At 41.6% G+C, this 13322-nt stretch carries 15 protein-coding genes and 1 tRNA gene; 1 reads left to right on the plus strand and 15 read right to left on the minus strand.

What is annotated here, in order from left to right:
• Nucleotides 1-22 precede the first annotated feature (22 nt).
• From Q8M62_RS01380 to Q8M62_RS01445, 14 genes are all read right to left on the minus strand, one after another.
• Nucleotides 23-1492, minus strand: coding sequence for an NAD(P)H-hydrate dehydratase (locus Q8M62_RS01380; RefSeq protein ID WP_304899750.1), 1470 nt, complete (start codon nucleotides 1490-1492; stop codon nucleotides 23-25).
• A complete protein-coding gene (locus Q8M62_RS01385) occupies nucleotides 1492-2808 on the minus strand; it encodes an MFS transporter (protein WP_304899751.1) in 1317 nt (438 codons plus the stop codon). The genes Q8M62_RS01380 and Q8M62_RS01385 overlap by 1 nt, the downstream gene beginning before the upstream one ends.
• Before the next feature lie 60 nt (nucleotides 2809-2868).
• A complete protein-coding gene (locus Q8M62_RS01390; protein WP_304899752.1) occupies nucleotides 2869-3330 on the minus strand; it encodes a biopolymer transporter ExbD in 462 nt (153 codons plus the stop codon).
• Between the two features lies 1 nt (nucleotide 3331).
• On the minus strand, nucleotides 3332-3967 hold the full coding sequence (locus Q8M62_RS01395) for a biopolymer transporter ExbD (RefSeq protein ID WP_304899753.1): 636 nt from the start codon (nucleotides 3965-3967) through the stop codon (nucleotides 3332-3334).
• A 4-nt stretch (nucleotides 3968-3971) separates the two neighbouring features.
• Nucleotides 3972-4301 (minus strand): hypothetical protein, encoded by a 330-nt coding sequence (locus Q8M62_RS01400; protein WP_304899754.1) that lies wholly within the window; start codon nucleotides 4299-4301, stop codon nucleotides 3972-3974.
• 57 nt (nucleotides 4302-4358) lie between these two features.
• Nucleotides 4359-5156 carry a MotA/TolQ/ExbB proton channel family protein gene (locus Q8M62_RS01405; protein WP_304899755.1) on the minus strand — a complete coding sequence of 266 codons (798 nt, stop codon included), beginning with the start codon at nucleotides 5154-5156 and terminating at the stop codon, nucleotides 4359-4361.
• 502 nt (nucleotides 5157-5658) lie between these two features.
• Nucleotides 5659-5746 (minus strand) — tRNA-Ser (locus Q8M62_RS01410).
• A gap of 90 nt (nucleotides 5747-5836) precedes the next feature.
• Nucleotides 5837-6904: an asparaginase gene (locus tag Q8M62_RS01415; protein WP_092731059.1), complete on the minus strand. Its 1068-nt coding sequence runs from the start codon at nucleotides 6902-6904 to the stop codon at nucleotides 5837-5839.
• Nucleotides 6894-7676, minus strand: a complete 783-nt coding sequence (locus Q8M62_RS01420; protein ID WP_304899756.1) for a TatD family hydrolase — start codon at nucleotides 7674-7676, stop codon at nucleotides 6894-6896. The genes Q8M62_RS01415 and Q8M62_RS01420 overlap by 11 nt, the downstream gene beginning before the upstream one ends.
• Nucleotides 7673-8776 carry a glycosyltransferase gene (locus Q8M62_RS01425; protein ID WP_304899757.1) on the minus strand — a complete coding sequence of 368 codons (1104 nt, stop codon included), beginning with the start codon at nucleotides 8774-8776 and terminating at the stop codon, nucleotides 7673-7675. Before Q8M62_RS01425 ends, Q8M62_RS01420 begins: the two co-directional genes overlap by 4 nt.
• Entirely contained in the window at nucleotides 8776-9402 is a 627-nt protein-coding gene (locus Q8M62_RS01430) for a polysaccharide deacetylase family protein (protein ID WP_304899758.1), read from the minus strand. The genes Q8M62_RS01425 and Q8M62_RS01430 overlap by 1 nt, the downstream gene beginning before the upstream one ends.
• Before the next feature lie 3 nt (nucleotides 9403-9405).
• Nucleotides 9406-10617, minus strand: coding sequence for a PP2C family protein-serine/threonine phosphatase (locus Q8M62_RS01435; protein ID WP_304899759.1), 1212 nt, complete (start codon nucleotides 10615-10617; stop codon nucleotides 9406-9408).
• A 3-nt stretch (nucleotides 10618-10620) separates the two neighbouring features.
• Complete coding sequence (locus Q8M62_RS01440) at nucleotides 10621-10872, minus strand: hypothetical protein (RefSeq protein ID WP_092731051.1); 252 nt, start codon at nucleotides 10870-10872, stop codon at nucleotides 10621-10623.
• 33 nt (nucleotides 10873-10905) lie between these two features.
• A complete protein-coding gene (locus Q8M62_RS01445) occupies nucleotides 10906-12006 on the minus strand; it encodes a glycosyltransferase (RefSeq protein WP_370690535.1) in 1101 nt (366 codons plus the stop codon).
• Between the two features lie 21 nt (nucleotides 12007-12027).
• On the opposite strand from Q8M62_RS01445, the gene ruvC reads away from it, so the two are divergent.
• Nucleotides 12028-12603, plus strand: coding sequence for a crossover junction endodeoxyribonuclease RuvC (gene ruvC / locus Q8M62_RS01450; protein WP_304899760.1), 576 nt, complete (start codon nucleotides 12028-12030; stop codon nucleotides 12601-12603).
• Between the two features lie 134 nt (nucleotides 12604-12737).
• Here ruvC and Q8M62_RS01455 read toward each other — a convergent pair whose 3' ends face one another.
• Entirely contained in the window at nucleotides 12738-13301 is a 564-nt protein-coding gene (locus tag Q8M62_RS01455) for a porin family protein (RefSeq protein WP_304899761.1), read from the minus strand.
• Between the last annotated feature and the right edge of the window lie 21 nt (nucleotides 13302-13322).

Consider the following 13322-nt stretch of genomic DNA (forward strand, 5'->3'; position numbering starts at 1 on the left):
GTTTGCTGCATTCTGAATTATTTCAGGAAATATCCAATCGAACAAAGGTCTCGGGAATTGCATCGATTATATCAGAAGCAATCGTCCCTCTCCGCTTCCCCTTTCCGGCGATTTCTCCTGCCAACCCATGCTGATACACCCCGCAAATCATAGCAGCCTCCGGACTGTATCCCTGCCCGAGAAAGGAAGTAATCATCCCGGTCAGTACATCACCCGAACCTCCAGTTGCCATATAGGATGTACCCGAACTATTGAAAATCTGTCTTCCATCAGCCAAACAGATTACTGAGTTGGCACCTTTGATCAGAAGATTAAGATTCCATTTTTTACAAAAATCAGCCGCTTTCTGAAGCCGTACTTTATGGTTAACCGTTTTCCCCAAAATCCGGTCAAATTCCTTCAGATGTGGAGTCAGAATACTTCCTTTGGGGATGAGCGAAAGCAATTCAGGATGCTCTCCCAGCAAGGTGATCGCATCAGCATCCAGGATCATGGGCTTCCTATACCCTTCAAAAAGGGACTTTAGCAATTCAGCTTTTTTTTCAAACCCTATTCCGGGACCGATACCAATTGCATCAAAACCTGTTAAATCCTTGGGGAGACCAAAAAGGCACATGACTTCTGGTACCGAAATTTGAATAATATGTCGCTCGGATTCAGGAATTAAAGCATTCACCAACCCGGAGCCTGTTCGGAGGGCGGACTTGGCAGAAAGGATTGCCGCACCCATTTTGCCAACGCTCCCCGCGGCTATCAAAACTTTCCCAAAATCTCCTTTGTGTGAGAACCGACTATATTTTCGGTGAAACCCAGAAATATCCTTGTTACGAAGAAAGAAATATGGGCTTTCAAATGGCAAATACTCCTCTTCCCCTATCCCAATATCTACTAAAACCAAGTCGCCTGTATAGTGTCCATGCTCAGGGAATAGCAGGGAAAGTTTGGGAAAAGCAAAAGTAACGGTGTAATCTGCCTTGACAGAGACTCCTTTCAACATATCGTCTGAGGGTAATCCACTGGGAGTGTCAACAGAAATTACCTTTCCCTGAAATGAATTAATGCTGCTGATGATCTCCTGAGCCTCCGTTCGCAACGCTCCCTGAAACCCCACTCCTATAAAGCAATCAATCAAAATCCCCTCGTTCGGAAAATCAAACTCCTGCCAAGACTTTAGCCTGATTTCCTCGGGAAGAAGTTTGAAATTGATGGATGCATCCGGACTCAGTCGTGTAGCATCCCCAAAACATTTATAAACTTGAATATGGAACCCGGATTGATACAATAATCTCGCAATAGCAAATCCGTCGCCACCATTGTTTCCGGCACCACAAAACACATAGATCGGACTGTTTTTATCAAAATTTTTACTTTTCCACCAATCTATAAAACCGACGGCAGCGCACTCCATAAGGTTTAAGCTGGAAATCCTTTTCAATTTCACATGAGCGGCATCGAGTGCCTTGACCTGATTACCTGAAAGGATTTTTAGCATCATTGGATAGCTTGGGGCGTAAATGACTTTTTAGGAATACTTACAAGTAAAAGAAAGCCCAATCCTACCAAAAAGAAGAATCCCAAAGAAACAGCGCTATTTCTCATACTACCAGTCAACTGCTCAATAGCGCCGTAAGTGAAGGTGCCGATGACAATGGCGAGCTTTTCAGTCACATCATAAAAACTGAAAAAAGAGGCATGCTCGGTGGTTTCCTCAGGAATTAACTTAGAGAAAGTAGATCGCGATAGCGATTGAATTCCACCCATCACCATTCCCACCACAAAGGCCAAAGCATAAAATTCATATACTGAATACACGTAATAGGCTGCCCCACAGATCCCGATCCAAATAAAGACCATGATCATCAAACTAATTTTATTGCCGAAGATTTTGGAAATGAATGCAAAGAGATAACTTCCTCCAATCGCCACAAACTGAATAATGAGAACAGTAAGGATCAATTGATCTCCCGGCAATCCCAATTCCTTATCCCCAAAAGAAGCGGCCAGATACATAACGGTCTGTACCCCCATGGAATAAAAAAAGAAGGACGCCAGAAATCGCTTCATGACAGGTATTTTTCTGACCTGAGCAAACACCTTACTTATTTCTTCATATCCCTTAAGGAGGAATTTACTTTCAATTTTCTTTTTGTAGGGATTTTTAGGGAGTATCCGAAAAGGAATCTGGGAAAATCCTGCCCACCAAATACCGGTAATCAAAAACGAAAAACGAGCTGCAAAACTTCCTTCAGGCACCCCAAACCATTCTGGAAATTGAATCATCAAGAGGTTAAAAACCAACAAAATCACGCTCCCAATATATCCCAAGGCAAAGCCTCGGGCGCTTAGAAAATCGTATTCGTGCTCTTCCGCTATTTCAGGAAGGTACGCATTGTAAAACACTATACTTCCGGCATAGCCTATACTTGCCAAAACACTGCACATAATTCCAAACTCCAAATTATTTCCATCAAAGAAGAATAATCCAATACAAGAAATTGAACCCAAATAGGCAAAGAATTTCATGAAGGACAGCTTTTTCCCCGAAGCATCAGCTATCCCTGAAAGTAAGGGAGATAAAATGGCGATGATCAAAAAGGAAAATGAAATAGAATAAGAGTACAAAACAGTGTTGACCACTTCCCAACCAAAAAATTTGACCCGATCGGAGCCATCAATTCCCTTGGTTACACTGTTGTAATAAACTGGGAAAATCGTTGAGGTAATAACCAAACTATAAACAGAATTGGCCCAATCGTACATAGCCCATGCACCTTGAACCTTATTTTTGTTGGAGAGCGTTAGTTTCATTTTTTTTAAACAAAAAAGCCATTCGCTAAGCGAATGGCTTTAAATATAAAGGTTGAAAACTTAATTCGGAACTTTGCCTGTGGAGGCATAAAGTACCCTTCGAGCGTCTGCATTTCTTAATTCGGTCTGAACATCAGAAATAGGACCCATTTTCACCTCTTTATCAATTTTCATGGAAATGGTAATCAATCCACGATCTGATTCAGGAAGCATATCCCGCTCTTGGTTGACCCATTGAACAATTTCAGGCGCACTTATTAAGACATCATTGGCCTGAATTCTAGGCTCAGATCCGTATAATCCCGTATTTTTCGGCTTTCCTATGAATAGGTAAGAAATTAACGTTTTCTTTTGAAGCTTCTGTAGCTGAGTGGCCTGTGGAATCTTTTGTTCAACCAAAAGATCCTGCTCTCTAAGTACAGTAGTCACCATGAAGAAGAACAGAAGCATGAAGATAATATCCGGCAACGCTGAGGTTGGAATATTGGTAGATGTATTAGTCTTTTTCTTAAACTTTGACATATCAATTCCCTCCTATTTTATTTGGTTCTGCAATTGAAATAGCCATAGGAATTCCCTCTTTGCCGCGATCTTGGAGAAGTTTTGAAGCTTCATCATTACCGGTCAAGGTTCTATATTCATCTGCACCAAGACCAACGCGCTCACCATAAATTTCGAAATAAGCCTTTTTTGCAAGGTCAAATACCTCCAAATAAAGTTCGTAACTGGTACCACGGTCTGTTTTAATAGAAACAACCGCTTCTTTCGGGTGATCGGAGGACTCAGGTCTACGTTGTGCCTGAGCCTGAAGAGACGCAGGTAACGAATTAAATAACACTAAAGCCTCTTCGTCAGGTGCTCCAAAGTTTAGGATAAAGTCTTTGATTTCACTATCCAATCCCTCTGGGGTCCTCCTGTATTCACCTTCCACAAGAAGATCATCATTCGCGTTAATCAGGATATTGAAGATGTTACGCTCATTCTTCTTGATATCTGGTGGCGGAATATTCGGATCAAGCTTTGGAGGCAGAATATTTAAAATTCCTTTATCCGAAGCGATCGTGGTGGTGACGAGGAAAAAGATCAACAGCAGAAATGCGATGTCAGCCATCGAGCCTGCGTTAACCTCAGTAACCTCTCTGCTTTTCTTTCTTGCCATTTTATTAGTTGATAGCTTTGTTGAATTCTGTGACAACGATGCCAACGAGGGCAACAATGGTCAACACATAAGTAGTGATCATAAGACCACCGACCATTTGAGACATGGCTGGCGTCAAATTGAAGGGATCACTTTCAAATTTTGGTAATACTTCGTTGCCGGATATGCTATAGCAGACAAAGAAAAGAACCAAGATGGCTACAACACCAAGGCCTGTTTTCAGGAGGCTTTTCGGATCATCTAGCGATTTGAAAAGAGGCATCAGAATGGAAACTACAGCTCCAATTCCAACTAGTGCATAGCTCACATAGAGCATGATATCATAAGTATCCATAGTATCGATTCTTAGTTAATTGGATTGATTTGATTTAGTCAAAATTGACTGATCGGATTATTTACCGGTCAATTTGTGCTTTACCAACACGTCTACCAAGGAGATGGAAGCATCTTCCATATCGTTAACCAGAGAATCAATTTTCGATACAAGGTAATTGTAGAACAATTGAAGGATAATCGCAACGATCAAACCAGCAACTGTAGTCAAAAGGGCGATTTTAATACCACCTGCTACCAATGAAGGAGAGATATCACCGGCTGCTTCAATTGCATCAAATGCTCCGATCATACCGATTACCGTACCCATGAAACCCAACATCGGTGCAAGGGAAATAAATAGGGAAATCCATACCAAACCTTTTTCCAAACGACCCATTTCAACAGAGCCATAAGCAATGATGGACTTTTCTACCATTTCAATTCCTTCAGAGTATCTCATCAGGCCTTGGGTGAAAATTGATGCTACAGGACCTTTGGTGTTTCTAGTCACATCTTTAGCAGCTTCGATTCCACCAGTTGAAAGTGCGTCCTCTACTTTCAAGATTAATTTTTTGGTGTTAGTAGTTGCCAAGTTAAGAGAGATGATTCTCTCAAGAGCAATAGCAAGACCCAAGATCAAACAGATCAATACAGGAGTCATGTAAAGTGGATCTCCTTCGATAAACTTTTCTTTGATCACCTGATGGAAGCTTTGTTCCTCGGCGACAATTTCGTCGTCAACGATAGTTGGAGATGCAGCTGGAGCTGCTTGGGTTACTGCTGCAGCAGTATCTGCTGATGCATCTTGTGCGTTAGCAAAGACAGGAACGAACATGATACCTGCAAGCATGAACAAAGCGATTAACTTTCTCATAATGTGTTTTGAATTAGACTTTTGATAAAGGTTAAATGGTTTCTAGATTAAAATCGAACTTTAAAGTTATGATTTTTTAAATTCAAAAAACAATGGGCTCTTTTAACTTTTTTGAAAGAATCCCCTGTTTAAATCGAAATTAAGGCAATTTTTACATGAATGGATTAATGAAAACCTCTTTTTGATTTTCATAAAACCAATTCTCATTGTATACCAAAGGAATTTTCAAGCAATTACATTTAAATAACTTTATTAAGATTCAAGCTTATCCATTTTTTATCAAATTACCCAACTCTTTTCTGCTTTTAATTAAAAAGAAAAATCTCATGCAGATTCATTGGCGGAATTTTTACCAAAAAAGATCTTAATTAGGCATTCCAGAATAGAAATATTAATCGAACGCTCTTTCCTTATTTTTTCAGGTCGATTTGCTTGAAGCAATCGGGTGTCACTTTTTTAAAAATTAAAAAAAAAGCCAGCCTTTTTGGGGGCTGACTTTCCGCAGAGAGAGAGGGATTCGAACCCTCGATACCCTTGAGGGGTATACACACTTTCCAGGCGTGCTCCTTCAGCCACTCGGACACCTCTCTGTGCTGATTCGTCGCTGATTTGCGAATCGGAGTGCAAAGAAAATTATTATTCCCGCCGATTCCAAACCCATTTCCAAAATTCCGGTAAAATCACGCAGTAATCTCTCCTGCTATAGACTGGGTTAATTTTTTACATATTTCTTCCCGAGTGTAATTCTGCCCCAATAAATACATCATTTTGGTCACAGCGGCTTCAGTAGTCATATCGGCACCACTGACTACACCTACAGCCAATAACTCCTTGCTAGTCTCATATCTTCCATGGATCACTCGACCACCATTACACTGGGACACATTCAGGATGATCACTCCTTTTTTGATCGCTCGATCAAGAGATCTCATAAACCAAGCTTCCGAAGGACTGTTTCCTGACCCATAAGTCTCCAATACCACCCCTCGAAGCCCATCAATATTGAAGCAAGCATCCATAATTTTGTCTGTGATTCCCGGGAAAAGCTTCAAAATCATCACGCGATTATCCAGGTGATTCATTTTAATCAGCTTCCTTTTGGGTTCAAAGGGACGAATGGCATTCATATTATAATCTATCACTATACCTGCCTCCGCGAGTGAGGGATAGTTTTCTGACTCGAAGGCATCGAAATGAATACTTTGCACTTTTTTGGATCGATTGCCACGGAGCAACATATGATTGAAAAAAATACAGACTTCCGGTACGATAGGGCGATCACTGATTTTTGCCGTAGCGATCTCCAGTGCTGTCATCAAATTCTCTCGGGCATCCGACCGCATAGCTGAAATAGGCAACTGAGCGCCAGTAAAGATTACAGGCTTATTTAAGCCCTGAAGCATGTAGCTCAACATTGAAGCCGAGTAAGCCATCGTATCCGTTCCATGCAATACGACAAAGCCATCATAGCTGTCATAGTTCTCATAAATGATATAGGACATATCAATCCAATGTCTCATCGTCACATTGGAAGAGTCGATAGGTTCGGGAAATGAAATTACAGTAATCGCAATATCCATATTGGAAAGGATCGGGATCTTTTCCAGAATCTGTCCAAAATTGAAAGGAACTAGCGCACCTGAGTCGTCATAGGCCATTCCAAGCGTGCCTCCGGTATAAATAATTAAAACAGAAGCTGTTTTTGCAGTTTTTAGACCAGTGTTAAGGCGAACAATTTTATAATTCATGATTTATTTCCTTAAATAATTTCAACGCATTGGATTTGGTAACTTTAGCAACTTCGTCCGAAGAAACCATTAGAAAATCCCCTACGCGCTGTGCAATAGCCGGTAAATAGGCCGGCGTATTTCTTCTCCCTCTATATGGAACCGGTGCCAAATAGGGCGCATCGGTTTCCAATACCAAATTTTGAATCCCAATAAAAGGAATAACCTGATCAAGACCTCCATTTTTATAAGTTGCCACTCCGCCAATCCCCAGCAAAAATCCGAGTTTTATAATCTTTTTGGCTTGGTCCAAATTCCCGGTAAAACAATGGAAAATTCCTTTTAACGTACCATCCTGCGCTTTTTCGATGATCTCAATAGTCTCATCGATAGACTCCCGACAATGCAACACGACGGGTAGATTCCGATCCTTAGCCCAAGCAATCTGAATATTAAGCGCTTCCTTTTGTCGCTCAAAGGCACTCTTATCCCAATACAAATCTGTTCCAATCTCTCCTACTGCTGCAAAAGACCGCTTGTTGAGCCAATCTTCCATGATGTAAAGCTGCTGTTCAAAATCCTCCTTGACATCACAGGGATGAAGCCCCATCATCGGAATACACAGGTCACCGTATTTAGACTCGCATTCGAGCATGCTGTCGATCGTTTCCACATCCACATTGGGCATATAGATCCGTTCTATGCCAGCCTGCCTGATTTCCGCAATGACCTCATCCCGGTCCGAGTCAAACTTGGAAGAATATATATGTGCGTGGGTATCGATTAAGTTCATGCGTATTTGCGGGATTTCCATTCTACTTGACCGGGCCAAAAGTAATAAAGAATCGTCAGGCTAAGGTTCCATATCTGGTAAAAATCAAACAAGAGTAATGGTATTGTTCCGATTTTTTGACCGCCCTTTTTAGAAAAAAAAGCAAGAAACAGACTTTGAATAATGATTTTGGATCCAAATAAAATTAGCCCGAGTGACCAATGCAGTGCTACTAATACCAATACTGCCGGGAAGAACAAAAATTGAAGTCCCAGTAAAGTTTTCCAAGCCCAGGAAAGTGTCATGGCACCTGCCATCCATCGTTTTCGTTGTTGAAGTAGCGCGTTCAAGCCCTTTTCGGCTTTGGTTTTGACAAGGAAATTTTCGCTGACTTGATGTCTGATGCTATACCCAACCTTTCTGATCGCTTTGGAAATTTCCAGATCTTCCGTAAGCGAAAATGGAATTTTTTCAAATCCTCCACTAGCCAAATAAGCAGGACGGCTGATCACCATATTGTTTCCCAAACCCGTGGTGGGAAGTTTTAAATCAGTTACAATTTTGACAATACCCAAGGTATTCCACCAATCGATTTCCTGCATTTTTTCAAACCAACCCTTGCTTTTGACTTGGGTAATGCCCAACACCAGGCCTACTTCTTGACCAAAACAATTGATGCCTTCCAGAATCCAATTTTGAGGAACTTCGCAGTCGGCATCTGTGAAAAAGAAAAAATCTCCGGAAGCCTTTTCGCATAAAACGGCAAGCGCGTTTGCTTTTCCGTTTCTTTGAATTTCATCTTTTGGTTCAGCTTGGATGGATATCAGGTTTCGATTCGCTCCTTTTTTGGCCCATGCCGCAATTAACAGTGCCGTCTGATCAAGGCTCTGATCGTCTGCAATCAAGATCTCAAGTTTTTCAATGGGGTAATTCAATCCCTCCAAACTCCTCAATAGATTTGGAAGGTCTTTTTCTTCATTTCTCGCGGCAATCAAAACAGAGACTTTGGGAAGCTCATCGGTTTTTATAAAGTGATCCTTCCAACCCGTTTTTAAAAAAAACAGAAGCAGCAAGTATTGGATGATCAGTAGTCCAACAATCCCCACAAGCCAGATCATCATCACAAAAGACTGGTTTTAAATCCATTGCTACCTAAGAAATCTAGAAAATCGGGCAGCAATTTTCGCAAAACCTCTTTGGTTTTTTGTTGATCATGGAATAGAATTATACTTCCTGAACGGGTATTCTGAATGCTTTTGGTTAAAACCCGAGAAGGTTCAATAGACAAATCATAGTCTCCTGACAGCACATTCCACATCACTACATCTTTCGATTGCAACACTGCTTTCGCTTGCGAATTCCTCATGAGCCCATAGGGTGGACGAAACAGCTGAGTCTTAACTCCCAAGGTAGTGTCTAACACCTGATCAAATGCCTGAATGTTTTTGAGGTAATCAGCATCATTGGTTTTCCATCCATTGAGGTGATTGTGGGTATGATTGCCGATCCGATGCCCTTGTTCCAAAACTTCATTCCCCAATTTTGGGAATTTTTGGAGATTGTCCCCTACCATGAAAAATGTTGCCTTTTGATCCCGAATGGCCAATTCATTCAATACAAAATCTGTGACACCGGGTACAGGGCCATCGTCAAAGGTCAGATAAACACGCTTATCCGAGGAATCACCTTTCCAAACCCGTTTTGGAAAAAGCAACTGAACAGCCCGTGGAAGAGTGTGCCAAACCATAGTCTAACTGAATCTCAAACTCAGCAAAGTCAAATCATCCCGTAATGCGACCTTCTTGGTGAAGGATTGCATTTGGCCAAAAAACTCCTGGTGAAAATCTTCGGGATTCATGCCCAGATGCAAGTCCACAAAGCTTTGAAAGCGCTCCTCTCCAAATTCTTCTTCTTCAGGGTTCATCGCCTCTGTGAGTCCATCGGTATACAAATGGATAGTGAAATTGGTCAGGTTTTCTCGCTCCCCTATTTCAAGAAATGGAAGTTCTTCAAAAGCTCCCAAAATTGTTGTTCCAGCCTCTAAAATTTCACTTTTCAATAATTTTTCCCAACAGAGAATCGGCGGATTATGACCGGCATTCACATACCTGAGTTTTTTTGTTTTGCGATTATATTCTCCAAGAAAAAAAGTGATAAATCGTTCACCCTTGGTGTTTTCAATCAGTGTGTAATTCAACTGCTGGATTATCACCCTGAAGTCTGCATCACTGCGAAGCAACGTCCGTAATGCGGCTTGGAAATTAGACATCAGGAGTGCGGCGGAAATTCCTTTTCCGGAAACATCCGCAATGCAGAAATAGACGATATCTTCCGACTTCTCAATCAAGTCATAATAATCCCCGCCCACCATACTGTGTGGATAGTAGGTGACCTTGGCTTTGAGTGCTTTAGTGTTGGGAAGGGAAGCCGGAAAAAGCATCTGTTGAACCTGGGAGGCGATGGCAACCTCACGGTTGAGAACTTCTTGTTCAAGCTGTTTTCTGGCGAAGCGTTTATTTTCCAAAGCAACCACAAGAATATTGGCCAGGGCTTGCGTGAAATTCAGATCCAACTCTTGTTCCGCCGACTTTCTTTTCAGAAAAAGAATTGCCAGCATGTGATCTTTATGATAGACAGGCAGATAGGTCTCAAGCTCCTCAAAAGTGTATTCTTCGCTCAGTTGAATTTGAAGTTGTCCACTTTCCTTTTTGTCTATAACATCTGAAGAATGAAGAGTCTGGGGAATTTTTCTTTTGACGCCATGCGAAATTTTTCTTTCAAAAACCTCACTTTTTGCCACGTATAAGATCAGCGACTTGATATCGAGATGGACAAGGCAGGTAAATTTAAAAATATTGATAAGCGTCGCCTCAGACTGATTCTCATTGATCGCCTGCGTGATCTCCAGCAGCGCCTTCAGCTCCAGCTCTTTTCTTTGGTATTTATAGGTCTCGTCGATCAAGGATTATAGCGTGTTGTGGGCCATGAGACCCTTTTTGGTTGCGAGATAGAAGAGATTTTTTCCTTCTTTAAAGAGATCCACCTGATCAAACCGCTCCGTATCCGGTGCACTCAGACATTTTATCATTCCCGATTGATATAGGGAATTCAGTGTCTCCAGCAGTAGTTCATCTTCCCATTTCAGGGATTCTTTAATAAAGTCGTAGGTCTGTACAAAATAAAGCTCATCGAGCAAGTCAAATTCCGTGTCGCTCATAATTTTCAATTCAAAAGCTAAATTAAGGATTCTTCAATTGGCACGGCCTTTCCACGTAAATTTTCCCCAAATCGCACCAAAAGCGACAAGAATAACATAGAACGGATGGGCTATTGCGGTTTTGACAAAGTCAACAAATGAAAATCTGAGTGATAAAGTATTCAAAACCATTCCCAATGCCATCCTTTCTGAGAGAATCTTTCCTATCCAAACCAGTAGAAAAACCATGAATCCTACTTTGCCTAGTCCAAGTAAAAGCAGACTTAAAAGCCAAGTAAGTTGGGTTAAAAAGGAAAGCAACGCTGAAAAAGCATGAACAAAACTCCGATGCGCCTTCCATTTTCCAGCCCATCTTATGCGTTGGTTTAGCAAGTTGGATAAACTTTTCTGAGGCTGGGTACAAACCAGGCTCCCAATAAAGGGGAGGTACATGCAGCTCTCTTTACCATATCGTGCTGCTATTTTCTTCAGCAGAAACTCATCATCTCCAGACAAATACTGCAAGTTTTGACCATAGGCATTGACGGATTGAAAAGCTTGTCTCCGATAGGCAAGGTTTGCTCCGCTACACATCAATGGCCGCTTGTGACTGAAAAAGAACTGCGTTAGCAGCAAAATACTCGACCACTCAATCTGTTGAAACCTCTGAAAAAAATTGTGCTGACCAGCACTGATGACCGGTCCGGCTACCAACTGAATTTCCGGATCCATAAAAGGCCCCACCATTCGCTCTACCCAATTATTTGGATAGCGACAATCTGCATCCGAACAAAGAATCAAATCTCCTTCGGCGGCTTGAACACCAATTTCAAGTGCTCTTTTTTTACCGATTCCGGTACTTTGAATGACATGGATCCGGCTGTCTGTCTCAAACTTCTCCTTAAAAAGCAAAAAGGAACCGTCTTCGCTTTGATCATCCACCAAGAGAATGCGTAAATCAGGATAGGTCAATTTGGATAGCTCCTCTGCCAGATTCCCGAGATTTTCCAGTTCATTTCTGAAAGGAATCAATAAAGTTACTTTGGGAAAAAAATTATCAGAATCGTCACTGGATTGTTTTTTGGGCCATCTCATTCCAAGCAAGCAAAGCAAAACAAAATAGCACCCTGTCCAAAGGAGGTAAAAACTGATCATCTTTTCGGCTAACTTGCGGCAGTGAGTAAAGAAGAGAAAAAAGAGCCAAACGAAAAAATAATCCTAGGTATCGATCCGGGTACCAATGTGATGGGTTACGCACTGGTCACGACTGAGGGTAAAAAGTATAAAATACTTCAATATGGCGTCATTCACCTTAAGAAGTACGAGACCCATGAGCTGAAACTGAAGAAGATTTTTGAGCGGGTCACAGGAATTATTGATGAATTTTTGCCCGACACAATGGCTTTGGAAGCTCCATTTTATGGGGCGAATGTGCAGTCCATGCTGAAGTTGGGAAGAGCTCAAGGAGTAGCTATGGCGGCCGCTTTGGCGCGTGAGATTCCTATTACCGAATATTCTCCAAAAAAAGTAAAGCAATCCGTCACAGGGAACGGAAACGCGTCAAAAGAACAGGTGGCTGCAATGCTACAAACTTTGTTCAATCTGACTGAATTGCCAAAAATGCTAGATGCTACCGATGCATTGGCTGTGGCACTTTGCCATCATTTCCACGAGGGAAGAGTCCAAACCCGAGGCAGAAATGAAGGGTGGAAATCATTTATTGAAGACAACCCAAACCGAATTAAAAAATGAAGAGGCTGTCTCAAAAGGACTGAAGGTGTCAGCCTGAGCGGAGTCGAAGGCCATTTACAGCGAATGCAACAACATTTCGACTTCGCTCAATGTGACAAACAGCAGTTTTGAGCTAGGCTCTTAAGATTTAGTAGTTATTCATTATTACTTCCAAAAGAATACCCTAAGGAGATTTTGAATACCTGATTTTTGACATCTGTATTGTAGTAATTGAGAGAACTGAGCCCAAAATCGTAGCTTGCCTGTGCATTAAGACCCATTGGCAACTTTACCTGGGCACCGACTACTCCACCGAGGTCATATCCTCTTATGGCTGCCGAACTGTCAAAAGTATCATCACCCAATTTGTAAACGCTTGATGCTAACAAAGAAGCCTGAGGACCAGCGAAAATATTGACGGACGGAATCAAATTCAACCGCACAAGCACCGGTATATCAATATAACCTAACTTCTCGTCGACTGATCTACCGGTACCAGCCTCTGTTCCTTGATACCCTTTTTGGGAATATTGGATTCCAGGCTCAAACGAAATAAAATCTGTCCCAATCGAATAATATGCTCCTAAATGAAATCCGGCTTTTGCTTCAAAATTGGTATTTGAGAAGTTAGCTGAATTAAAACCTGCCCTTACTCCAAATTGTGCCTGTGCTGTGGCCGCTATTCCGACCAGAAAGAATGCCATCAAAACTTTTCTCATGATTCAAATATTTATAATTTC

The organism is Algoriphagus sp. (assembly GCF_030694375.1).
Taxonomy (GTDB): domain Bacteria; phylum Bacteroidota; class Bacteroidia; order Cytophagales; family Cyclobacteriaceae; genus Algoriphagus.